The sequence below is a fragment of the Williamsia sp. genome, from assembly GCF_016462415.1.
GTDB lineage: Bacteria > Actinomycetota > Actinomycetes > Mycobacteriales > Mycobacteriaceae > Williamsia_A.
Window position 1 is genome coordinate 1 of the sequence record NZ_JAEMTF010000063.1, and the last position, 23809, is coordinate 23809.

Genomic DNA, 23809 nt, shown 5'->3' on the forward strand with positions numbered 1-23809 from the left:
CGCCGCCTCCGCCGAGACCGCCCCCGCCGCCTCCGGAGAAGCTCGGGGGAGCGCTGCCACCGCCGCCGGCTCCGCCACTGCCCGGCCCGCCAGGCGGTGCCGAGGGGGGCGCGCTGGTGTTCGGCGTAGCTATCGCATAGGCAGGCACACCGCGGTCGGAAGCTTGCAGTCCCGGGTAGAAGCTCGAACTCATCGTGTTCTGTGCGACCTCGTCGACCGATCGGAGTGCTTCGTCGAAGAGAGGTTGAATCTGAGCGGCGGTCACGCTGGTGTGGCCGCCAGCACGCGAGTACTGCACATTGCCGGTCAGGGTGAACTGCGGATCTTGACTGTCTGGTGTCGTGACCGTGATGTGGCCCTGCCGGTTGGCGGACTCAATCGCGTCGTTGACGGCGGTTTCGAGGTACGACTTCACATCGTCCGGATGCGGCAGATTCGACTTCGTCACCGAGACCACGTCGGAAAGGTTGACGAGGTTGACGTTCATTCCCATGACTGCGGCGTGCAAGGCATCACCGTTTGCGACGTACGCCTGGGTCACCTGCTGAGCGGCGTCTGCTCCTGCACCACTCCACTGGTCGGCAAGGACCGTCTTCATACCGTTGTCCATGTCCGTGAACCCGGCCTTGAGGATTCCGGCGATATCGCGGTAGACCTCGGCGACGGTACCGACGGGCGCGGGGTCCAGCGTCTTGTCGGCGGGGTAGAAGATCTGCGACCACCTGCCCCAGGTGGGTGCGAGATCGAGCACCGTGGACTCGTCCGGGGTCATGCCCTCCGGAGTGGTTTGAGCCGGCTTGGCCTGGGTGACCTTGTGAGAGTCCGACGGAGAGAACGGCTTGTCTGGTGTCTTGTCGATGTCCTTGGGGCCGCCGCCCATCTCGGTTCTCCCTCCATGAGCGGACCCGGCCGCCCGATCCTGATCGCGTTTGGTAGATAGGGTAACGGAAATGCGGACACGCGAGGGTGTGGAGAGGTCGATCATGGTCGCTGACGCACGCGACGAACGTCTCGGTGAGGTGGGCTCGCACATCGGGACGGTGTCACCGCTCGAGGTCCGCGTGTTCGCCGCGATGTGGGGTCAGGACTGGATGCCGTATCCGCTCCTCGACTTCCCCGGAAAGACATCGACCAGCACCCTCGACGCCGAGCGTCGCGCCATCGAGGACCGATTTCGCTCTGATCCGCCTCGTGAGTTCGAGGAGTGGGCCAGAACATCTGTCGCACCCGATATCCGCGTGGAGGCTGTCGTGACCGATCCGCGTGAGGAACACAACGCGCGTCGCGAATCGCTTCGTCTGAATGCGGTGCGGCGCCGAGACTTCGGGTACCTCTCCGTTCAGACCGCGATCGAGGACGGGCGCGCGTCGGGCGGCATAGACGTGTACGCGCTGCCGGCGGTGGAACTCGGGCGTGCGTTGGTGGCCGCACTGCCCATTGCGCGGTCGTCGTCGCTGGGTGACATCACTGTGCCGACGACCGGCGACAACACTGATGGCGACGATGAGGTCGTGGTGACGGTGCGTGACACCCCGATCGACGTTGACCAGCGCAGTGCGAAGCTCGCTGCTGACCCGATCGTCTCCGCGGGGTTCATCCAGGTACGTCAGGGCTGGAACTCCGAACGACGCCTGGAGCCCGGTGTGCCGAGGCTGATGTGGTCGGATCACGAGAACTACGGGCGATACGTGATGGCTTCGGGTGTCGACGCCGCCGTCGACGACGGCCGGATGCGCACGTACGTCGACCAGCTGATCGGACGAGTTGTGGCAATGGTTCGAGAGGAACGGGGAAGTTGATGCTCAGCAGGTTGATGCGACGCTCTGTGGGCAGGGGTGTGAGGTTGTCGCGGGTTGCTGTTGTGGTGATCGGTTGTGTCGCCATGGTTGCGGGGTGCTCGACCGGTGGTGAGCCGGTCGCTACGCCCTCGTCGTCCTCGCAGTCGGTGGTCGGGCCCGGCGGAACTGTGACGGTCCCGGCGAGTGCGAACCCGTACCCGGTGGACAAGCTGTGGCGCATGCAGAACACGTTGCCGAAATCGCGGTTGAGTGATGAGTTCGGGCTGTCGACCCTGCAGCCGCAATGCAGCGCTCTGGCGAATGCGTACTTGTGCAGTTGGTCGTCGAAAGCGCAGGGGACAAGTGGCTTCGGCGGGCTAGTGACTGCGTCGACGTGGTCGTTCGATGAGCTCAAGACCCGCCCAAATTTCAGTGATTTCGTGCCTGTGACGGTCGGAGGCCAGGAGGGTGTCAGGTTTCGCGCTAACGGTGACTCCCTGGATGAGCTGTGTCAGATTGCTTGGGGCACAAGCTTCGGCGTCGTGTGGGTTAGTTCCACCTCGGTCAAAGCGGCAGACAACTGCACGCGTGCCGCGCGTTTCGCCGAGATGGTCCACGAGTACGCGCCCAAGTGACGGCCCGCCGGAAGGTGCCATGAACGCAATCACAAACAAGGGTTTACGGGGGTGGTCGACGTTCGATACCCTAACGATCCCGAGACCGAGGAGTTTTCGTGACAGATAGCGATGATGTCGTTGCCCCCAGCGTTTCGAAGTCTCAGTTCGATCAGTTGAACAAAGCATTGGACACGAGTGTCGCCTCGGCTGGATCCAAAGACTTGCGTCTAGAGCCGGGTGCCGCCGCCAATGCCGCCCGCGCATGCGCCCAGTTGTTAGCTGGACTAAATGATGCGAAGAACATGGTCGCCGGCGCAGCGAATATCACCGGGCTGGGGGCCTTCGAGTCAGATCAGCAACTGCGCGACAAACGACTTCAGCCGAAGGCGGTGGGTGGCGTGGATTCACTCGACGACGTCATCACGCGCCACATCACCGCCGTCGAGAAGTTGCGCGACCTCTATATCAAGGCCGGCAAGGCCTATCAGGAGGCCGATTTCGCGGGCAAGCAGTCGTTCGATCACATCGACTTCGACCACCTGAACTTCAACCACCACACCTACAACACCGACACGAACCAAGAAGGCGCCACCGCCAAGGAATCGGTCGTACCCGCGAAGTAGCCGCCCTCTGGCAATGGGAACCGGCCGGAGTGGTCAGGTGATCGTCACGACAGCGGCGACATAACTCGCCGCCTGGCCCATCCCTAGTAACACCAGGTTGTCGCCCGAGGACAACTCCCCACGCCGTCGTAGCCAATCGATCGCGACCGTGTGGTCGCTGACCGTGAGATGTCCTGTCAATCGACCGAACTGATCCAGTACGTCGCTGCGAGGCATGGGGATTCGTCCGCAGATGAAGTCGGGGAGTATCCGGCTCGTGTCGAACGACGGGATGAACAGCGTCACGTCCTCGGCCGAGATACGCGCATCGTCGAGGGCCGTGGCGACCGCGTCGAGAGCGGCGCGGGCGGCGCGTACCCCCAGCACACGGCTGTCGTGCTCGGTCAGTGTGGTCGCCGCCGTGATGGCCCGCCACTCGTCCTCCGTGGGCACGGCCAGCGGCACCGGGAACTGCGGTCCCGGATGGCGGTACAGCTGCTCGAAATCCGGAACCGACCGGGCCACCACCGATCGCAACTCGGCGAAACCACCGGTGTTGCTGAGTGTCACGCCATGTGCGGCGTCACCGTGCAGGAGCCCAGCACGACCTCCGTGCGCATGATGGCGCACCCATTCGAACCGGTCGAACCAGAAGCAGTTGTCGGCTCCGGTCACCAGCACCGCGGCCGGATGGTCACACGCTCTCAGTGTCGCTGCCGCGAGTTGCAGCGCGATGAGCCCCCCGGTGCACGACTGTCGAACCTCGATCGCCGTTCCATGGTCGCCGAGTACCTCGCGTTGCACGTGATGATGCGCCGGCCATCCCAACCCGCCCTGCACGAATGACCCTGTGTGCACCAACAACTCGTATCGATCGACCGGCACCGACGACTCGGCCACCGCACCACGGCCGGCCGTGATCGCCATCGCGGTGGGGGCGACGTCGCCGACCACACAGGCGCCGGTCCACCCCCACTCGTCGGCCTCCTCGGCGGTCAGAGCCCCGTCGGCGATCCACTCGGCGATGGGACGTGGTTCGGGGACAACGACTCCGAGGCCGTCGAGGTAGGTCGACGTGAAGCGCATGGTCGGGTCTACAACCCGAGCGCGACATCCGGGCCGGCGGCCCCGGAGGTGATCGCCGCCGCCTCGTCGGCGCTGATCAGTCCCGCGACCGACGCGGTGTCCACGGCGTCACGCAGCGCGGTCGGTGACCCGGCGACACGGGACGCCAGATACCCCTGCACCAGGACGGCGACCGCGGCGAACCTGCGTGCCGAGCCGATGGTGCTGATGGTGTCGATCACCGGGTCACGGGGCTCCAGGGCGGCCACCCCGTCGACGATGGCGGCGACCACCGCGGGCGACACGTTCGCGTTCGTCGTCGCGGCGTCGGTCGCGGCAGTCAACGCCGCACGGGCACCATCATTGTCGCCGATGCGGCGCAGGGACGCGGCCAGTGCCAGATGCAGAGTGGGCACCAATGATTCGACATCGTTCGGATCCGCCTCTGCAGCGGATGCGAGCGCGGTCCGATCCCATTCGAGCCGTGCCGCAGCGGTGGTGCTGACACGTGCGAGGTGGTGCGCGCTGACCGCGCGCTCGTGTGCGGTCGACGCACTCGACCACGCTCGTTCGAACGCCTGGTGTGCATTCTCGCGGTCTCCTGCCCGTTCGGCGGCCACGCCGGACGAGCACCAGTCGGACACCGATTGCATGCGATACCCACCTTTTCTCGGTCGTCAACCGGACGCGGTCGGACCACCGCCACCGCGTCGTGTAGGTATCCTAGCCAGGCGAACGACCCCGCCGAGCCCGTCAGGGCGATCTGCGGGGACATCAACCGCTTGTGTGAGACGGGGAGTCGATGAGCACACCGATGACACCCGCCGATCTGTGGCAGCAGGCACGCTCTGACGCCGCCGATGGCGACCGGTCCACCACCGAACGCGTCCTGCGCCAGGCGTGGGATGAGTCGCGTTCGCCGTTCGAACGGTGCCTCAGTGCGCATCACCTGGCCACCACGTCGGCGGATCCACGCGATGCGCTGCACTGGGCGCGTACCTGCGTGCAGTGGGCCGCGGAGACCGAACCGGCGGCGATCATCGGTGTCCTTCCGCAGATCTATCTGTCCCTGGCTACCGCGTACCGGTCCGCCAGCGACGTCGACACCGCCCGGACCTACTTCCTGCGGGCCGCCGATGCCTGCGACGAGGACACTGACGTCGTGGTCGGTGGGGCGATCACCACCGGGCTGATCGGCACGGGTTTCGTGCCCCGTGGACTCTCCGACGAACTCATCGACCTGATCGAGGCGTTGGTGGCGCGACGCTCCCTCGGCGCGCTCGCGGTCCTGCTGCCGGCGGTTCTGAGCGGTGCGGTCTCCGACGGCAATGTCGCCCGTCTCGCCGCGGTCCTCGACGAGATGTTCTGGACGCCGGGACTGGTCGACGACGATCTGAGCGACCTGACCCGTCTCGCCGCGGCGCAGGCGCTGGTGCAGTTGGCCGACGACGATGCGGCCGTGGCGAATGCGTCGGCGGTGTCGGCCCCGGTGGGTGCGGGTGCATCCGCCGCGTCCGCGCATCCGCCGGTGGTCACGCATGCTGCCGACGCGCCCGTACCGGCAACCGACCCGGCCACGGCGGCGCAGACCGACGACGTCCCCTTCCGCATCTGATGGCCGGCACACCTGTGGACCCGGCGGCGGGCACCGACCGTGTCACGGCTGCGAGGCTGGTCCGGTCCTGCGCCGGGTGGAACAAGAAGTTCCCGCCGTCGTTCAGGGTCAAGAGCGGCATCGTCGTCACCGTCGTTGCCGCAGGCATCTTCTTCGTCTGCTTCTACTTCAGCCGGCCGGGTAAAAGCTGCGGCTCATTCGACGCGGGATCGGGTTCGACGGGCGAGTCGTGTACATACACGACGAGCAGAGGAATAGGTGTCTACGGAATCATCCACGAGCACGGCTCCCGGCCGTGGCTAGTGATCACCGGGGCCGTCGTGGCGGGGGTGTTGCTGATTCTGACCTGGTTGGCCCTGCGCTCTGGCCGTTACCCGACGAGAGACGAAGCGCTCGCTTTCGAGGAGAACGTCAGCAATCTGCGTGTTCGCATCGCGGCCGAGAATCCCTCGCTGCTACCGAATTTCGACCGCGAGGTCGCCGAAACACGGGCAACCCACCGAATGCCGGAACCGGAACCGAGAGGGCAGTGATGGCGAACGAAGAGATGAAGGACATGCTCGGCTCGCTGCTCGAGGACCTCGCCGCGCAGCAGCGCGACATGGCCACATTGCAGCAGCGTCTGGCCGCGGTGACCGCCAGTGCGAACAGCACCGACGATCTCGTGACCGCCTGGGTCAACACCCAGGGGATCGTCATCGCGTTGAAGTTCCACCCCGACGCCGTCGATCGTGCCGGCGGTCTGGAGAACCTGGGGCGCTACATCATCGAGGCGATCCAGCAGGCGGCGCAGAATGCGTCCGCTCAAGTCCAGGAGATCACCGCGCCCATGCAGGCCAGGGTCGACGGGATGCCGCAGATGTCGGACCTGTTCCCCGGCATCCCGGACGCGAAGGACTTCATCCCCGAACCGGTCAGTCCCTCACTTGCGCCGCCCGATGCGCCGGAGCGGGACGCCACGACGAAACTGCCGCCCGAGGGCGAACACTACGAAGAGGTCGAAGATCTCTCGCCACCACAGACGGGCCCCGTCGACCGGTCGTGGTGAGCGGCGAACCGGGGAATCAGTAGTCGTCCTCGGTGAGTCGGCGTAGGCGGCGGCGCGGGATCGTCAGCAGCCACCATGCCAGACCGACGGCCAGGCAAACACCGGTTCCCGCGGCCGCGACGACCGTGGCGGTGTCGGTGCCGGATTCTCTCGGCGGTGCCGGCAGCGCACGCGCCGCCCCCGGCGCCGCGGCGGGCGCTATCTGGTCGGAGAGTGCGGCGACCGGGTCGATCACACCGAAACCCGTTGCGGTGTCTCGTCCCGAACCCGACGAGTGCGCCGAGGAGGTGATCCGACGGATCACGTCGTCGGCCGAGATGCCGGGGAAGCGGGATTTGATCAACGCGGCCAGCCCGGCGACATACGGTGCGGCGAAGCTGGTCCCGTCGATGGTGATCGGACCCTTCTCGCCCTGCTGACGGTCGACGGCCTCACCGCGGGCGCCGATACTGACGATGCCGGTCGCCGGTGCGGCCACCGACACCCACGGGCCGTGGATGCTGATCGGTGACGGCGCCCCGGTCTCCGACACCACGCCACCCACGGTCAGGACATAGCGGCTGAAGTAGGCCGGACTCACCGCGGTGGACACCGTGTCCCAACCGCCCGCAGACGGATTCGCCGGATTGATCCCCGCATTCTGTGTCTTGCACGGATCCACCAGGTTCCCGGCCGCCACCACGACCACCACCCCGCGGCTGTGGGCGTAGCGGACCGCGGCACCCAACGCCCGGTCGTCGATGCTCGACCCGGCCGGCGCACAGGCGATCTCAGAGATGTTGATGACGTCGGCTCCCCGTCGCACGGCCGTGACCACCGCGTAGGCCAGCGTCTGGACAGTGCCGTAGCTGCTCGCGGCGATCTTACTGGGGTCCTGCGACGACGAGCTCGATCCCTTCGCGGCGTACGCGAGACTTGTCTGGCGGATCGACAGGATCGCCGCGTCGGGGGCGACCCCGGCGAATCCGTCACGGGCCGAGGGGCGTCCGGCGATGATGCCCGCGACCAGCGTCCCGTGCCCGTCGCAGTCGCGCAGGCCGTCCGAGGTGCTCACGAAATCGCCGCCCCCGGTCAACCGGGCGAACCGCGCCGACGGCGTCACGCCCGTGTCGATCACGGCGACGGTGGTCCCGGCTCCGCGGCTGTAGCGCCACGCGTCGGACACCTGCATGAGGTTCTGGGCCGGCGACGGATCACGCAGAGCGGTGGTCGACGAGGCGAACGGGGCGCCGCACACCGACTTCTGTTCGGTGGGCTGCGTCGGGCCGACGGAGAACCGCGAGGGCAGGGCACCGAGGTCGGCGGTCGGTACCGGTATCGCCCCCGCAGGCGACACCGACGTCACCGTGGCGACACCGACCGCAGCGCAGACGAGCAGCAGGCGTTCGCGCAGCGACGACACCCTCATAGGCTCCGGACCGTCGCGTAGATCTCCAGGATCCAGAACGTCAGAGGAGCGATCACCCCGAGGAGCATGTACTCGCCGATCTCACCGAACCGCTTGCTGACCGGGGTGAACGCAGTGGCGGGAGCCACCACCCCACACAGCAGGGCCAGGACCACCACGACGAGCAGGCCGCCGAACGCGGTGTAGGCCCCGGTGAGATCCCGTGTCCCGAGCACCAGCATCTCCATGGCCGTGAGGGCGGCGCCGGTCGCGATGAGGGTGCTCGCCTGCACCCGATCTCCGTGGGAACGACCCCGCAGTGCCAGCACGACCGCGACGATCACCACCAGCACCGTCACCCGCCAGTCCGACGGACGACGGGGATCGGACGCGGCGAGACCACCCACGAGGGCGAGGACGGCCGCGCCGAGCACCACACCACTGAGGTACTGGTTCGCGGTGTGGGCGCGCCGCTCCAGTGCGACCGCCGATGGCAGCGCCATCGCGCCGATCGCCCCGATTCCCTCGATGGTGGGCCGCACGCCGGGGTCGACCGGATCGATGGGGCCGCCGCTGGTGGGCACCGGAGGCAGGGGGAGCCGGGCGAACCAGATCGTCAGGCGCGGCGCGAGCAACACGGCCAGCACCGACAGCGCGGCGAGTGCGGCACCGATCTTGACGGTGTCGGAACCGTAGATCTGCTCGACGCCGCCCGCGATCACTCCGCCGATCGAGGCGACGAAGACCGCCGAGTGCAGGAGCGGTCCGACGGCGGTGGTGCGGTAGAGGATGACCGCGACCACGAGGCTCGCCGCGGCGGCGAATGTCAGGTGCGGTGCGCCGAGTCCGCCCGGGGTGACGGTCAGCGCGCCGGCGAACGCGAGCGGCTGCGCGCAGGCGCACAGAGCGGTCGCGGTACCGCTGTCGTGGTACTGCCGTGCGACGACGATCGCGGCCACCACGACAGCCAGCGCCGCGCCCAGCCCGACGGCGCCGACGACGACCGAACCCGAGTGCGTGCGGGCCACGACGAGAGCGACCCCGGCGAGGACGGCGGCCAGGACGGCGAGGACATGACCGGTGCGTCGCGCCGCGGCGGCACCCCAGGTGGGGAACTGGGTGGTGTTGAGCTGCGCGACGGCGTCGACCACGTCGTCGAACATCGGTGGTGCCTCGCGGGCGGTGACCGAGCGCAGGACGAGCAGGTCACCGTCGAGGATCTGGGCCTCGTTCAACGACCGACTCGAGTCGATGGGGGCCTGCCCGACCTTGCCGAGTGTCCACCGGGCGCGTTTGTCCTCGGACTCGGATCGATGGCGTCGATGCGACGGCGTACGGGAACCGATCAGGGCCACGAGGTCGGGCAGCAGCGCCGCGACCGGTGTCCCGGCCGGAAGGGCCACGTCCACCTGGGTGTTTCCGCCGATCACCGAGACCAGCGTCAGGTCGGGCTGGTCGGAACGTGCATCCGAATCGAGTTCGGCGAGCGGGTCGTCGATCGACATGGTCGCGGTGTCTCCCCGGTGTCCTTTGGATGGGCAACTTATCGTAGCGAGGTAATAGCATCACTTTTGTACGAGGTCGTCGGACGAGGGGATTTCATGGCAACCACGGGATTCGTCCGCAAGCCGCGCATCTCGCCCCCGCGCGCGCCCGGTGGCGAGGTCGCCGTCCAGTCCCCGCCGGAGATCCCCCGCATCGTGCCCGGCGGCCTGCTGATGAAGCTGCTGCCGGTCGTGATGATCCTCGCAGTCCTCGGCATGATCGCGCTGATGTTCACCATCGGCGGACGGTCGTTGCTGACCAACCCGATGATGATGATGTTCCCGATGATCATGATCGTCTCCACGCTCGGGATGTTCATGGGTGGCGGCCGCTCCGGCGGCAAGAAGGCCGCCGAGCTCAACGAGGAGCGCAAGGACTACTTCCGGTACCTCGATCAGGTTCGGGACGAGGTGTCCGACACCGGCGCCAAGCAGCGCGAGGCGCTCGAATGGAGCCACCCCGAGCCGACTGCGCTGATGAGCGTCATCGGCAGCAGACGGATGTGGGAACGACGCCCGGGTGACCACGACTTCGGGCACGTCCGCGTCGGGGTGGGCAGCCAGCGTCTGGCCACCCGGTTGATGCCACCGGAGACCGGCCCGCTCGAAGATCTCGAACCCGTGTCGACCGTCGCCCTGCGGCGCTTCGTCCGGACCCATTCGGTCGTGCACTCGTTGCCCACCGCCATCTCGCTGCGCGGGTTCCCGGCCATCGACATCGACGGCAGGCGTCAGGAGACACGTGCCCTCATGCGGGCGATCGTGATGGAACTCTGTGCCTTTCACGGCCCGGATCACCTGCGCATCGAGATCATCTGCGCCGACTCGGAATCCGAGTCGTGGTCGTGGACGAAATGGCTGCCGCAGCTCCACCACCCGAACCGTCGTGACGCGGTGTCGGGAGAACGCATGCTCTACGGGTCGCTCGCCGAGCTCGAACAGGTGCTCTCCGACGACCTGGCCGAGCGGGGTCGTTTCTCGCGCACCGCGCCGCCGACACCTGGTCGGATGCACCACGTCGTGATCATCGATGACGGGTACGTCAACGGTGACGAGATGCTGGTGACCGACGCAGGGGTGGACGGGGTGACGATCCTCGACCTCACCGCCCCGTCGGACGGCCTCGCCGCGCGCCGCGGACTGCAACTGGTCGTCGCCGACGGCGTCATCAGCGCCCGATCGGCCGCGGGCAACGAGGAATTCGCCGACATCGACACGGCCTCGGTCGCCGACGCCGAGGCGTTCGCGCGGTCGATGTCGCGATACCGGATCGCCACCGCCGCCCAGATCGTCAGCCTCGAGGCCGACACCACCCACACCGACCCCGGTCTGATGAGCCTCCTGCGGATCCCCGACGCCGCCCGCATCGACCCGGCCCACGTCTGGCGTCCGCGCACGCCGCGCGAACGGCTCCGCGTGCCGATCGGGTTGTCGCCCAACGGCAATGCGGTCGAGATCGACATCAAGGAGTCGGCCGAGGGCGGCATGGGTCCGCATGGACTGTGCATCGGTGCCACCGGTTCGGGTAAGTCGGAGTTCCTGCGCACCCTGGTGTTGTCGTTGATCACCACCCATTCCCCGGATGCGTTGAACCTGGTTCTGGTCGACTTCAAGGGCGGCGCGACGTTCCTCGGTCTCGACTCCGCCCCGCACGTCGCGGCGGTCATCACCAACCTCGAAGAAGAACTCGCCATGGTCGACCGCATGCGCGACGCCCTGGCCGGTGAGATGAACCGACGTCAGGAACTGCTCCGATCGGCGGGCAACTTCGCCAACGTCGGGGAGTACGAGAAGGCGCGCGCGGCCGGCGCCGACCTGGAACCGCTGCCCGCACTGTTCATCGTCGTCGACGAGTTCTCCGAACTGCTCTCGCAGAAACCGGATTTCGCCGAGCTGTTCGTGATGATCGGCCGACTCGGTCGCTCGCTGCGCGTGCACCTGCTCCTCGCCTCACAGCGGCTCGAGGAGGGCAAGCTGCGCGGCCTGGACTCGCACCTGTCCTACCGGATCGGCCTGAAGACGTTCTCCGCCAACGAGTCCCGCACTGTTCTCGGTGTCCCGGACGCCTATCATCTGCCCAGCGTCCCCGGCTCGGGCTACCTGAAATGCGACTCGGCCGACGCCCTGCGTTTCAACGCCAGCTATGTGTCCGGTCCGTACACCGCGCCGACGAGCGACGACCGTCAGGTCAGCGACGGCCGGGGCCGATCCGGGATGAAGATCTTCACCGCCGGTCGGGTGGCCGAGGACGTCGATCCCGCCGCGGACCTGCTGCTGCGCGAGCCGTCGAGCATCGGCGAACTCACCTCGACGCCCGGTCGCGGGGAAGTGGGCCCCACCCTGCTCGACGTGGTGGTCCGTCAGCTCGCCGGACACGGGCGCGGTGCCCACGAGGTGTGGCTGCCCCCGCTCGACGAGTCCCCCACGGTGGACATGCTGGTTCCCCACGCCGATTGGCGCGAGGGCACCGACCTACTCGGCGACCTGCGCTTCGCTCTCGGCGTGATCGACCGTCCCTACGATCAGCGACGCGACCTGCTGGTGCTCGACGTCGGCGGGGCGGCAGGCAACATCGCGGTCGTCGGTGGCCCGCAGTCGGGCAAGTCGACCGCGCTGCGGACCATGGTGATGTCGGCGGCGGCCACGCACACGCCCGAGCAGGTGCAGTTCTACTGCATCGATCTCGGTGGCGGCACGCTGTCGACCCTGGCCGGTGTCCCGCACGTCGGGTCGGTCGCCCGCCGCTCGGATCCCGACGGGGTGCGACGCACGGTCGCCGAACTGTCCACGCTGATCCGTGAACGCGAAGAACGTTTCCGTGTGCTCGGCATCGAGAGCATGCGCGACTTCCGGCGACGCAAGGCCGCGGCCGGCCCCGGATCGACCGACCCGGTTCTCGACGACCCCCTCGGCGACGTGTTCCTGCTCATCGACAACTGGGCCGCCTTCCGTGGCGACTTCGAGCCGTTGGAGGGCTCGGTGGGGACGCTGATCAATCAGGGACTGACCTACGGCGTCCACGTGGTGCTCACCGCGACGCGGTGGGCGGAGATCCGCCCCGCGGTCAAGGATCTGATCGGCTCGCGGCTCGAGCTGCGTCTCGGTGATCCCATGGAGTCGGACATGGGCCGCAAGATCGCCTCGCTGGTGCCGACCGGTCGGCCCGGGCGGGGTCTGTCGCCCGACCAGCTGCACCTGCTCGTCGGTCTCCCGCGGTTGGACTCCGACAGCGACACCGACACCCTCGGCGAGGGCGTCGCGCGTTCGGTGGAGCAGCTCGCGCAGATCTACCCCGATCGCCGGGCGCCACAGGTGCGCAGGCTTGCCGGTTCGCTCGAACGTGCGGTGGTCGCCGAGCGGGTGGTCGAACTCGGCATCACGGTGTCGTCGCAGCGGATCGCGATCGGGCTGGGCGAGAACGAACTCGCCCCCGCGATCATCGACTTCGACGCGCAACCGCTGATGTTCGCCTTCGCCGACAACGAGGCCGGTAAGACGACGCTGTTGCGCAACATCGCGATGAGCCTGATGGAGAACGGCGACGCCGATCAGAACAAGATCGTCCTCGTCGACTACCGCCGCACCATGCTGGGTGCGGTCCAGGGCGACCACCTCGCGGGCTACGCGACATCCGCGCAGGCGCTGCAGCCGATGGCCCAGCAGTTGGCGCAGTACTTCCGCAATCGGCTCCCCGGACCCGACGTCACCCAGGACCAGCTGCGTGACCGCAGCTGGTGGTCGGGCCCGAACGTGCACATCCTCGTCGACGACTACGACATGGTCGCGGCCGGATCGGGCGGCAACCCGCTCAGTGCGCTCGCCGAGTTCCTGCCCTCGGCCCGCGACATCGGCATGCGCATCGTGATCTGCCGCCGATCCGGCGGTGCGGGTCGGGCCATGTTCGACCCCGTCCTGGGCAAGTTGAAGGACCTGTCGGCCGACATCCTGCTGATGAGCGGCGACCGGGAGGAGGGCAACATCATCGGCCGGACCAAGATGCAGAAGCTGCCCCCGGGGCGGGGGGAGTGGATCTCCCGCTCGCGCGGCACCGAGATGATCCAGATCTGCGACCTCCCGCCGCTGTTCAGCTGATCGGCCGCACCCCGACCGGCGCGGACGGGCGCTGATCACGCCGCGCGGCGTGGCCTGCATGTGTGACAGGTGTGGCTACACTGGCCGCCGTGATCACGCTGGACAACGTCACGATGAAATACAAGGCCTCCGGCCGACCCGCTCTGCAGGGGTTGAGCCTCGACGTCGACAAGGGGGAGTTCGCCTTCCTCATCGGGCCCTCGGGTTCGGGGAAGTCGACGTTCTTCCGGCTGCTGCTCAAGGAGGACAAACCGACGAGTGGACAGATCCGGGTCGGCCAGTTCGACGTCAACAAGCTCCCCAGCCGCAAGGTCCCGTTGTTGCGGCAGTCCATCGGGTGCGTGTTCCAGGATTTCCGGCTGCTGCAGCAGAAGTCGGTCGCCGACAATGTCGCGTTCGCCCTCGAGGTGATCGGCAAGCCCAAGTCGACCATCGCCCGGGTCGTGCCCGAGGTGCTCGAGTACGTCGGACTCGGCGGCAAGTCCGACCGCATGCCCTACGAGTTGTCCGGCGGTGAGATGCAGCGCGTCGCCATCGCACGTGCCATCGCCAACCGCCCGCTGCTGCTGCTCGCCGACGAGCCCACCGGCAACCTCGACCCCGAGACCAGCGAGGAGATCGTCGATGTCCTCGACCGTGTCAACCGACGAGGCACCACGGTGGTGATGGCCACGCACGACCAACACATCGTCGACGCCATGCGCAGACGGGTGCTCGAGTTCAATCTCGGGCGCCTGGTCCGCGATGACGAGCGCGGCGTCTACGGGGTCGGCTGATGCGCGCGAGTTTCATCGTCAGCGAGGTCCTCAACGGCCTGCGGCGCAACGTGACCATGACGTTGGCCATGGTCCTCACCACCGCCATCACGCTCGCCATGTTCGGCGGCGGGCTGCTGGTCGTGCAGATGGCAGACAAGAGCCAGCAGATCTTCCTCGACCGCGTCGAGATGCAGATCTTCATCTCCGATCCCGTCGCCGACGCCGACCCGGAGTGCCGCGCGGCGCCGTGTTCGACGTTGCGTACGCAGATCGAGAACGAGCCCGGTGTCGACTCCGTGCAGTACATCGACCGGGCGGCCGCGTTCTCCGACGCCAAGACCAAGACGTTCGCCAACCAGCCGGACATCGCGTCGATGATCCGCGAGGACACCTTGCCGGCGTCGTTCAAGGTGCGGATGTCGGACGCGAACCGCTTCGGCGCCGTGCTCGACAAGTACCGCGACGCCGACGGCGTGGACGGAGTCCTCGACCAGCGAGAACTGGTCAAACGCATCTTCAGCGTGCTCGACGGCACCCGCAACGCCGCGTTCACGGTGGCGCTGGTTCTGGCGTTGGCCGCAATACTTCTGATAGCCAACATGGTTCAGGTGGCCGCCTACACGCGGCGCACCGAGGTCGGGATCATGCGGTTGGTGGGTGCCACCCGCTGGTACACCCAGCTGCCGTTCCTCCTCGAGGCGGTGGTCTCGGCGCTGGTGGGGTCGATCCTCGCCATCGCCGGGCTCTTCGGCGCGAAGGTGTTGTTCTTCGACAAGGCGCTGTCCGACCTCTACGGCGTCAACATCCTGGCGCGGATCACGATCTCCGACGTCGTCTTCGTCTCACCGTGGCTGTTGATCGCCGGCGTCGGGTTGGCGACGGTCACCGGGTACGCGACGCTGCGGTTCTACGTCCGGATCTAGATCCCGCTGTTCGATTCAGATCCGACGCTCGAACAGCACGACCCGCATGTCACGTCCGAAACGGGCGGGCAGAGCGGTCTCGCGCACCGTCTCGAATCCCAGCGAGTGGTAGTACCCGACCAACGTCGGGTTGTGGGCGGCGGTGTCGAGTCGGATGGTGTCGTGGCCGGCGTCGCGGGTGCGCTGCACGCACCACTCGATCATCTGGCGGCCCCATCCGTACCCCGCGTGGCGTCGATCGACCATGAGGCCGTGGACGTATCCCGCCGGTGCGTCGTCGTCGCCCCAGAACTCGGCGTCGGACCACACCAGTCGCACGCAGGCCACGATCTGACCGTCGATCTCGGCCACGTTCCACTCGCCGTCGGCGATCCCGGCGGTGACCTCCTCGATCGACAGGTCGCCCTCGTCCCACTGATGGATCCCGGTCGAGGTGATCCAGCGGGCGAGGTCGTCGCGCAGCGCGACGATCACCGGGGCGTCGGCGGGTGCGGCGGGGCGCAGGGGCGGGAGCGGCGGAATGGATTGGTCGGCCATGAGCGTTAGTGTCTCCTGCCCCACGCCCCGAGGCGAAAACGATTTCCACGACCCCGTCGGTGTCAGTAGGCTGGCCCATTGTGTCTTCCCCACGTCATCGCACGTGGGGCCATCGACGACAAGACGAGAGAAGGTGAAGAGATGGTGAAGGAAAAAGGCCGCAAGGCCATCGCGACGAACCGCAAGGCGCGGCACAACTACCTCATCCTCGACACCTACGAGGCCGGCGTCGCATTGCTCGGGACCGAGGTCAAGAGCCTGCGCGACGGCAAGGCATCGCTCGTCGACGCGTTCGCGACCATCGACAACGGTGAGGTCTGGCTGCGCGGACTGCACATCGCCGAGTACGGCAACGGCTCGTGGACCAACCACGCTCCGCGTCGCAACCGCAAGCTGCTGCTGCATCGTCGCGAGATCGACGGTCTGACGGGCAAGATCCAGACCGGCAACCTGACGCTGGTGCCGCTGTCGATGTACTTCAGCGAGGGCAAGGTCAAGGTCGAGTTGGCGCTGGCCCAGGGCAAGCAGGCCCACGACAAGCGCCGTGCGCTCGCCGAGCGGACCGCTGTCCGCGAGGTCACGCGCGAGCTCGGTCGTCGCGTCAAGGGCATGCCCGGCTGAGTCGACTCGCTGCGCTCGTCCACCGAGCGTGCCGTAACCACCGGCCGAGCGTGCCGCGCCTGACGGCGAAATGATGCTGGGACAGAGTCGGGTGCGAATGACCCCCTACCGAGAACGCGCGTCCTTCTTTCCCACGCGCGGCGACCTGCGCGCGCGTCGGACGAATTGACGCGCGTTGATTGCCCGAGTGAGCCAACGAGGCGAAATCGGAATGAATTCGTCGGTACGGCTTGTTAGTATCAACTGTTCGCTGTGTCAGCGGCGGACACCTACACGGGGCTGAACGGTTTCGACTGCGTGCATCGATGTAGGGGAAGCGTGTCGGTGCAGGCGAGAGACCACCGTGAGCGTCATCGCAACCAATTAAGCGCCGATAAGAATCAGCGCGACTACGCCCTCGCCGCCTGAGCGAGCGCTAGTCTGTCGGCCCGGGTGTGCTCCCGCCCCGGGTACCGGCATCATTCAGGGAGCTCACCGTCCTCCTCGGTCGCGGAGGGGGACGGGACATCCAACAGCGACTGGGATCGTCATCTCGGCTTGTTCGCGTGACCGAGAGATCCGAGTAGAGGCGTAGCGAACTGCACACGGAGAAGCCCTACTGACATGACGAAGGACCCGGGTTCGATTCCCGGCAGCTCCACCGTCACAGAACGGACCAGGACATCAGTCCTGGTCCGTTCTGCGTTTCGCGGTGTCCGGCCGAGATCGTCCGTCATATGGCGGTTCGAGGGCATATTGCCCCCAAAGGCTCACCAGACGGACGATCTCAGCGGCGCACGACTGGTAACGCCGCGTACCACCTCGACGATGTCCTCTTTGTATCGATTCGTACCCGAACAAAGGACCCCTCAGTGCGCCGACTCCCCGCCCTCGCCGTCGCCTTTGCCGCTGCCGCCGTCTCGCTCACTGCCTGCGGCACCGATGACGATCCGGCGACCGCGATCTCGTCACCGGTTGCGTCGGCGACGTCGGCGACATCGTCGTCGGCACCGACCTCCACGACCACCGAGACGGTGCCGACCGAAGACGAAACCGGCGACGCCGCGGTCGCTCCCGAGGTCGGGGAGGCCGAGACAACCGAGCGATCGCCGCTCGGCAGTGACGCGTGCGCGTTCGCGACGCAGGACTCGCTGATGGCAGCGCTGCGGTCGAGTCCGGACTTCAACCGGGTGGCAAGTCCGACGGGCTTTCGTCGAATCCAGTGCTCGACACCGTTCGCCCTCGCATCGACCTCGGGGACCCCTCAGTCGTCGGGCGTCCTGTTCGAACGCACCGGGGACAGCTGGACCGTCCTCGACGTCGGCTCGGCCATCGAGTGCGCGCAATACGGTGTGACCGCGGCGCAGGCGCCGGCTCTGGAGGGCTGTGTCGTGTGAGCTCGATGGAATGTGCGTCCGATGGGGAGCGTTGGACACGATCATGGGCCCGAGATTCGGGCCCGGTTCCAACTCCTGGAGGACGCCCGATGACCTCGGTTCCGACCATTGCACTCAACGACGGACGCAGCATCCCGCAACTCGGGTTCGGTGTGTTCCAGATCGACGCCGACGAGACCGCCAAGGCCACCCGCCTCGCGCTCGAGACCGGCTACCGCCACATCGACACCGCGCAGATGTATGGCAACGAGAAGCAGGTCGGCGAGGGCATCAGGGACTCAGGGATCGCGCGCGACGACATCTGGGTGACGACCAAGCTCAACAACGGCTTCCACCGTCCCGACGACGCCAAGCGGTCGTTCGACGAGAGTCTGTCGAAGCTCGGACTCGACCACGTGGACCTGTTCCTCATCCACTGGCCGCTGCCGACGCGCTACGACGGCGACTTCGTGACCACCTGGAACACTCTCATCGAGTTCCAGAAGGAAGGTCGCGCCAAGTCCATCGGCGTCTCGAACTTCCAGCCGGCCCATCTCGACAAGCTGGCCGCGGAGACCTCGGTCGTGCCGTCGGTCAACCAGATCGAGGTGCACCCGTACTTCACCAACACCGAGGCGATCGCCTACGGCACCGACCACGGGATCGCCACCGAGGCGTGGTCACCGATCGCCCAGGGCAAGGTCCTCGACGACGACGTGATCGGGCAGATCGCCGAGCGCGTCGGCAAGTCGACCGCGCAGGTGACGCTGCGGTGGCACATCCAGCACGGACACATCATCTTCCCGAAGTCGGTGACCGAGCAGCGCGTCAAGGACAACTTCGACATCTTCGATTTCGAGCTCTCCGGCGACGACATCGCAGCACTCGACGGGCTCGACAAGGGCGAGGACGGACGGACCGGACCCAACCCGGACACGTTCGATTACATCCCTGACTGAGCGACCATCCCGGACTGAATCGAGATGAATTGACTTCCCGGACCACGTGAACCGGGGAAACGAGAAGACCCGGCAGGGGTGATCCTCCTGCCGGGTCTTTTCATGCCCGGACGTCTCAGGTGCCGGAACCGGTGTCGATGCGCTCGTGCAACCAGGGCAGGGCGTCGGCGAGCGCGGTCGCACCGAACGACCAGGTGTGCGGTCCGGCGCGGTAGACCTCGGTGGTCGTCACGCCGAGCGAATCGGCCAGCGACGACAGCTCTTTCGCCGCGGTGATCTGACTCGACCCCAGCTTTCCGCCGGACCGCCTGCCCTCGGACTGGAACCACCCCGCGAGGTCCGCGTACCGACCGTGCGCGCGCATCACCGTCGCCGGGTCGAAGCGGTCCCAGGCTCCGCGGTCGCCGCCGTACAGGGACCTGATCGTGTTCGCCTTGTCACCCACGTTGGGTCCGATGTCGCCGGAGATGTCGACGAACGTGCCGAAGTCGTCGGGGTGACGGACCGCCAGGTCGATGGCGCACGTGCCGCCCATCGACCAGCCGACGACCGCCCAGTTACGGGCGGCGGCAGCGGCCGCGAAGTGGGAGATGACGTAGGGCCGGACCTCGTCGACGATGTGGGTGTCGACGTTGCCGCGGGGTCCGTCGACGCACTCGGTGTCGTTGCTCAGTCCGCCGGAGGGATCGACGAGCACCAGGATCGGTGCCCGACCGCCGTGGTCCCGGGCGTAGGCGTCGACGATCTCGAGGGCGTTGCCGCTGCGCACCCAGTCCTCGGGGGTGTTGATGACCCCGCCGATCATCACCACTGCGGGCAGTCGCGGCGGTGTCGGTCCGGCGAACCACGCGGGTGGCAGGTAGACGTACTCGGTCCGGTGATGGAACCGGCTCCGCGAATCGGGCGCGTCGATCGGGACGATCCGGCCGGTTCGGGTGGGTTTGTCCCGGTATGCGGCCAACCTCGCAACGGTCGTCTGATTGGGCAGCGGGCCCGCGGTGATCCCATCCCACGCACGGGTCAGCGTGGGGTAGTAGCCCGACCACTGATTGGCGATGAGGGCGACGCTGACCAACGCCAGGGGGAGCGCGACGGCGGCCGCCGCGTGTTGCCACCACCGGGCGTGACGCACGCCGGCGGCGATGACGACGATCATCGTTGCGGCAATCGCCGAGAACACCCAGAACAGCACCGGTGCCGAATCCGGGGCCAGGCCCCGGTCGTCGAGATAGAGATAGAGACCGATCGACGTCACCGCGCCGACGGCGATCGCGATCGGCACCCACACCGTCCGCCATCGGCGGGTACGCCATCCGATGGCGGTGACGACCAGTACCGCGGTGATCACCTCGACGATGGTCGGGAACCAGCCGGTCAACAGGTGCACGTCCAGCGTCATGGCCGAATGCCGAGCAGGGGTGAACTGCCACTGCCCCGCGCTCACGACGTCGACACCAAACACCTGATGATGATGCAACCGTCACCTGTTGAATTGCTGTGAATCGGCGCGAATTCGTCTGAGCCCGATGTGATCGTGGCCACGGGCGTCATCGCGCGATCGCGGTCCGCACGAAATCGAGGGCCGCACGCTGCCATGAGCCGATGTGGTCGAGCATCGCGTGTCCACCGTCGGGGACCGGCACGTAGGTCGCGTCGACACCCTCGGCCACCAGCTCGTCGATGCCCTTCGCGGTGCGGTGGGGATATGTGCGGGTGTCGGCGGTGCCATGCATCGCCACCACCCGGACGCCCGGATGGATCCGTCGCCAGTCGGCGTACTGCCACCACGGCGCCAACGCCAGCAGTCCGTGCACGCGTGGATCGGCCGCGAGGTGCGCCGCGACCCGTCCGCCCATGGAATGCCCGATCACGTGGATCGGCACGTCCGGATGCCGGGCTGCCATGTCCTCGAGTGCGGCCCACGCGTACGGCATCGGACTGGCCTGATCCCCGTTCCACCCGTACACGCGGTAGCGCACCTGGCGAACGGCGACGCGACCACCGAACGCGGCGGCGATCGACCATGTGAACGGGTACATCCGCAACGCCGAGGGCGAGCGCCACGAACTGGGCTCGTAACTCGAATCCGTGCCGCCGGGGAGCACGAGCACCACAGCGGACACCGGGCGGCGGGCAACGATCACAGACACACTCCTCGACGTCCTCGCGGTGACTATCCGCGTGCAGACCATACCCGGGCTGATTGTTTGGCAGAATCGGGCGGAGTACGGGCACATCTGACGCGGGCACGGCGAAGGGCGATATCCAGACATGGCGCACGAGCGGGCCGGCACTCCGGCACTTCCAGAGGACCTCGTCGACATCGGGGCGCTCGAAGACGCCTACTACACGACGGTCCCGGACCCGGAAGATCCGTTGCAGCAGGTCGTTTTCGGCACGTCGGGTCACCGTGGTTCCAGCCTCGACGCCGCGTTCACCGAGTCGCACATCATCGCGACCACCGCCGCGATCATCGAATACCGCCGCGGAGCCGGAATCGCCGGTCCGTTGTTTATCGGGTTCGACACGCACGCGCTGTCACGACCGGCGTGGCGGACCGCGATCGAGGTACTCGTCGGTGCGGGCGTCGAAGTTTGCATCGACGAGTTGAGCAGGCACACACCGACTCCCGCGATCAGCCACGCCATCCTGGTGCACAACCGCGCGGGCGGACCAGAGGCTGACGGCATCGTCGTCACCCCGTCGCACAACCCACCGCGTGACGGCGGGTTCAAGTACAACCCGCCCAACGGCGGACCGGCGGACTCGGCGATCACCACCGGAATCGCCGATCGCGCAAACGAACTGCTGCGCGAGGGGCTGACCGCGATCCCGCGTGTCCCCTTCGAGCGCGCGATCCATTCCGATCTCGTCGTCAAATATCCTTTCAGCACAACCTATGTCGACAACCTGAAGAACGTCGTCGACATGACCGCCATCCGGGAGGCGGGGATCCGCATCGGGGCCGACCCGCTCGGCGGCGCCTCGGTGGGGTACTGGGCCGAGATCGGCTTCATGTACAACCTCGCGAACCTGACCGTGGTGAACCCGACCGTCGATCCGCAGTTCGGGTTCATGACCCTCGACACCGACGGCAAGATCCGGATGGACTGCTCGTCGCCCAACGCGATGGCGTCGTTGATCGCGGTCCGCGACAGCTACGACATCGCCACCGGCAACGACGCCGACGCCGATCGGCACGGGATCGTCACCCCGGACGGTGGGCTGATGAATCCCAACCACTTCCTGGCCGTCGCGATCGACTACCTGTTCACCCACCGGCCCGGCTGGAATGCCTCCGCCGCGGTGGGCAAGACGCTGGTGAGTTCGTCGATGATCGACCGCGTGGTGGCCGACATCGGCCGTCGCATGGTCGAGGTGCCGGTGGGCTTCAAATGGTTCGTCCCCGGTCTGCTCAGCGGAGACATCGCCTTCGGTGGTGAGGAGAGTGCGGGCGCGTCGTTCCTGCAGACCGACGGCGACGTCTGGTCCACCGACAAGGACGGCATCATCATGGCGTTGCTGGCGTCGGAGATCCTGGCGGTGACGGGTAAGTCGCCCTCGCAGCGCTACGCCGAGCTCACCGAACAGTTCGGCGACCCCGCCTACGCGCGCATAGACGCACCTGCGAGTCGGAAGCAGAAGGCGCTGCTCGCCAAGCTGTCGGCGTCACAGGTGTCGGCGACGTCGCTGGCGGGGGAGTCGATCACCGCGGTCCTGACCGAGGCGCCCGGCAACAACGCCGCGATCGGTGGACTGAAGGTCGTCACCGAGAACGCCTGGTTCGCGGCCCGTCCCTCGGGAACCGAGGACCTGTACAAGATCTACGCCGAATCCTTCAACGGCGCCGACCATCTCGCCCAGGTCCAGGAGGAGGCGCAGGCGCTGGTCGACGGCGTCCTGAGCTGAGCGCGCCACGTGCGGAACGCTCAGATTCTTCTCAGTCGGGGTTGACTAATGTAGCCGTTGAAGTGCGTTTTGCTCAGTGGACGACGGTGAAGGACAGCGGCTATGGCGGACAAGAAGTCCACGGCACGGCAGCGGGCGAAATACCAGCCGCAGAAGACCTCGAGCACCACCACCTACCTGCTGGCCGCTGTTGCCGTCGTGGTGATCGCCGTCGTCGTCGTGGGTGGGGTGATCTGGAACAACCAACGCAACAAGGGTGAGGCCGACCCGAATGTGTTGGCTCAGAACGCCAGCCTGATCATCGGTCGCGCCGATGCGCCGCACACGATCGATGTGTTCGAGGACTTCCAGTGCCCGGTGTGCAAGCAGTTCGAGGCGCAGTCGGGTCAGGCCATGATCGACGCCGCGACCGCGGGCAAGCTGCGGGTCCGGTACCACTTCCTGACGTTCCTCAATCGCAACTCGGGCTCGGGTGACTACTCCTCCCGTGCCGCCGGGGCGGCGCTCTGTGTCGCCGAGGGCGGCAACCAGGACACCTTCCTGAAGTTCCACAGCAAGCTCTACGAGGAGCAGCCCCCGGAGGGCGGAGACGACCCGGACAACGCGGCGCTCGCCCAGAAGGCCGCCGCGGTGGGAGCCACGCCTGCGGCACAGCAGTGCATCACCTCGGGCACGAAGATCCAGGCGGCCAACGACGCCGCCGATCAGTCCACGACCCAGTTGTCGAAATCACTCGACGGACAGGTCGGCACTCCGAGCGTGCTCAGTGGTGGTCAGCCGGTCGCGAACCTGCTCGGCGGCCCCCAGTGGCTGCAGACGCTGTTGGCGGGCGGGGCGGACGAGAACTGATCGCCCGGGCAGGGGATTTGGACCCGGCCAGGCCGATGGGGTAATTTCGCCTCGGACCGTGTGCCGGTGAACTCCGGGGTGCGGACAACTGAACACGGGGCTATGGCGCAGCTGGTAGCGCACCACACTGGCAGTGTGGGGGTCAGGGGT

At 67.2% G+C, this 23809-nt stretch carries 22 protein-coding genes and 1 other RNA gene; 15 read left to right on the forward strand and 8 right to left on the reverse strand.

What is annotated here, in order from left to right; translation table 11 throughout:
• On the reverse strand, positions 1-880 hold an 880-nt coding region (locus JHC79_RS15330), incomplete at its 3' end, for a hypothetical protein (RefSeq protein ID WP_296392293.1).
• Between the two features lie 103 nt (positions 881-983).
• Between JHC79_RS15330 and JHC79_RS15335 the strand changes: the two genes are divergently transcribed.
• From JHC79_RS15335 to JHC79_RS15345, 3 genes are all read left to right on the forward strand, one after another.
• Positions 984-1799: a hypothetical protein gene (locus JHC79_RS15335; protein WP_296392295.1), complete on the forward strand. Its 816-nt coding sequence runs from the start codon at positions 984-986 to the stop codon at positions 1797-1799.
• A gap of 83 nt (positions 1800-1882) precedes the next feature.
• Positions 1883-2413 (forward strand): DUF3558 family protein, encoded by a 531-nt coding sequence (locus JHC79_RS15340; RefSeq protein ID WP_296392335.1) that lies wholly within the window; start codon positions 1883-1885, stop codon positions 2411-2413.
• Positions 2414-2511: 98 nt separating this feature from the next.
• On the forward strand, positions 2512-3018 hold the full coding sequence (locus JHC79_RS15345) for a hypothetical protein (RefSeq protein ID WP_296392296.1): 507 nt from the start codon (positions 2512-2514) through the stop codon (positions 3016-3018).
• A gap of 33 nt (positions 3019-3051) precedes the next feature.
• Here JHC79_RS15345 and JHC79_RS15350 read toward each other — a convergent pair whose 3' ends face one another.
• Positions 3052-4083: a 3-oxoacyl-[acyl-carrier-protein] synthase III C-terminal domain-containing protein gene (locus JHC79_RS15350; RefSeq protein ID WP_296392298.1), complete on the reverse strand. Its 1032-nt coding sequence runs from the start codon at positions 4081-4083 to the stop codon at positions 3052-3054.
• An 8-nt stretch (positions 4084-4091) separates the two neighbouring features.
• Entirely contained in the window at positions 4092-4715 is a 624-nt protein-coding gene (locus JHC79_RS15355) for a hypothetical protein (protein WP_296392299.1), read from the reverse strand.
• A gap of 149 nt (positions 4716-4864) precedes the next feature.
• Here JHC79_RS15355 and JHC79_RS15360 point away from each other — a divergent pair, with 149 nt between their 5' ends.
• The 3 genes from JHC79_RS15360 to JHC79_RS15370 are packed head-to-tail and all read left to right on the forward strand — an operon-like array spanning position 4865 to position 6725.
• Positions 4865-5677: a hypothetical protein gene (locus JHC79_RS15360; RefSeq protein ID WP_296392301.1), complete on the forward strand. Its 813-nt coding sequence runs from the start codon at positions 4865-4867 to the stop codon at positions 5675-5677.
• Between the two features lie 14 nt (positions 5678-5691).
• Positions 5692-6210 carry a hypothetical protein gene (locus tag JHC79_RS15365; RefSeq protein ID WP_296392303.1) on the forward strand — a complete coding sequence of 173 codons (519 nt, stop codon included), beginning with the start codon at positions 5692-5694 and terminating at the stop codon, positions 6208-6210.
• Positions 6210-6725 carry a YbaB/EbfC family nucleoid-associated protein gene (locus JHC79_RS15370; protein ID WP_296392305.1) on the forward strand — a complete coding sequence of 172 codons (516 nt, stop codon included), beginning with the start codon at positions 6210-6212 and terminating at the stop codon, positions 6723-6725. Before JHC79_RS15365 ends, JHC79_RS15370 begins: the two co-directional genes overlap by 1 nt.
• 16 nt (positions 6726-6741) lie before the next feature.
• Here the strand turns inward: JHC79_RS15370 and mycP are convergent, their stop codons facing one another.
• Both mycP and eccD read right to left on the reverse strand, forming a co-directional pair.
• A complete protein-coding gene (gene mycP / locus JHC79_RS15375) occupies positions 6742-8133 on the reverse strand; it encodes a type VII secretion-associated serine protease mycosin (protein ID WP_296392307.1) in 1392 nt (463 codons plus the stop codon).
• The gene (gene eccD, locus JHC79_RS15380) at positions 8130-9617 is read right to left on the reverse strand and encodes a type VII secretion integral membrane protein EccD (protein ID WP_296392309.1); all 1488 of its coding nucleotides are present in this window, start codon (positions 9615-9617) and stop codon (positions 8130-8132) included. Before eccD ends, mycP begins: the two co-directional genes overlap by 4 nt.
• A gap of 96 nt (positions 9618-9713) precedes the next feature.
• On the opposite strand from eccD, the gene eccCa reads away from it, so the two are divergent.
• From eccCa to ftsX, 3 genes are all read left to right on the forward strand, one after another.
• Positions 9714-13748: a type VII secretion protein EccCa gene (eccCa, locus tag JHC79_RS15385; protein WP_296392311.1), complete on the forward strand. Its 4035-nt coding sequence runs from the start codon at positions 9714-9716 to the stop codon at positions 13746-13748.
• Between the two features lie 89 nt (positions 13749-13837).
• A complete protein-coding gene (gene ftsE, locus JHC79_RS15390) occupies positions 13838-14524 on the forward strand; it encodes a cell division ATP-binding protein FtsE (RefSeq protein WP_296392313.1) in 687 nt (228 codons plus the stop codon).
• Complete coding sequence (ftsX, locus tag JHC79_RS15395; RefSeq protein WP_296392316.1) at positions 14524-15429, forward strand: permease-like cell division protein FtsX; 906 nt, start codon at positions 14524-14526, stop codon at positions 15427-15429. The genes ftsE and ftsX overlap by 1 nt, the downstream gene beginning before the upstream one ends.
• A gap of 15 nt (positions 15430-15444) precedes the next feature.
• Here ftsX and JHC79_RS15400 read toward each other — a convergent pair whose 3' ends face one another.
• Complete coding sequence (locus JHC79_RS15400; protein WP_296392318.1) at positions 15445-15966, reverse strand: GNAT family N-acetyltransferase; 522 nt, start codon at positions 15964-15966, stop codon at positions 15445-15447.
• Between the two features lie 141 nt (positions 15967-16107).
• On the opposite strand from JHC79_RS15400, the gene smpB reads away from it, so the two are divergent.
• The 4 genes from smpB to JHC79_RS15420 all read left to right on the forward strand — a co-directional run bounded on the left by smpB (position 16108) and on the right by JHC79_RS15420 (position 18901).
• Positions 16108-16587 carry an SsrA-binding protein SmpB gene (smpB, locus tag JHC79_RS15405; RefSeq protein ID WP_296392321.1) on the forward strand — a complete coding sequence of 160 codons (480 nt, stop codon included), beginning with the start codon at positions 16108-16110 and terminating at the stop codon, positions 16585-16587.
• A 275-nt stretch (positions 16588-16862) separates the two neighbouring features.
• Positions 16863-17230: a transfer-messenger RNA gene (gene ssrA / locus JHC79_RS15410) on the forward strand.
• 208 nt (positions 17231-17438) lie between these two features.
• Complete coding sequence (locus JHC79_RS15415; RefSeq protein WP_296392323.1) at positions 17439-17963, forward strand: hypothetical protein; 525 nt, start codon at positions 17439-17441, stop codon at positions 17961-17963.
• An 89-nt stretch (positions 17964-18052) separates the two neighbouring features.
• Positions 18053-18901: an aldo/keto reductase gene (locus tag JHC79_RS15420; RefSeq protein WP_296392325.1), complete on the forward strand. Its 849-nt coding sequence runs from the start codon at positions 18053-18055 to the stop codon at positions 18899-18901.
• A 115-nt stretch (positions 18902-19016) separates the two neighbouring features.
• On the opposite strand, the gene JHC79_RS15425 is transcribed toward JHC79_RS15420, so the two are convergent.
• Together JHC79_RS15425 and JHC79_RS15430 are read right to left on the reverse strand one after the other, a co-directional pair.
• A complete protein-coding gene (locus tag JHC79_RS15425; RefSeq protein ID WP_296392329.1) occupies positions 19017-20345 on the reverse strand; it encodes an alpha/beta hydrolase-fold protein in 1329 nt (442 codons plus the stop codon).
• 103 nt (positions 20346-20448) lie between these two features.
• Positions 20449-21042, reverse strand: coding sequence for an alpha/beta fold hydrolase (locus JHC79_RS15430; RefSeq protein WP_296392337.1), 594 nt, complete (start codon positions 21040-21042; stop codon positions 20449-20451).
• Between the two features lie 130 nt (positions 21043-21172).
• On the opposite strand from JHC79_RS15430, the gene pgm reads away from it, so the two are divergent.
• Positions 21173-22810 (forward strand): phosphoglucomutase (alpha-D-glucose-1,6-bisphosphate-dependent), encoded by a 1638-nt coding sequence (pgm, locus tag JHC79_RS15435; protein ID WP_296392331.1) that lies wholly within the window; start codon positions 21173-21175, stop codon positions 22808-22810.
• Between the two features lie 102 nt (positions 22811-22912).
• On the forward strand, positions 22913-23659 hold the full coding sequence (locus tag JHC79_RS15440; RefSeq protein WP_296392333.1) for a thioredoxin domain-containing protein: 747 nt from the start codon (positions 22913-22915) through the stop codon (positions 23657-23659).
• Positions 23660-23809: the final 150 nt, after the last annotated feature.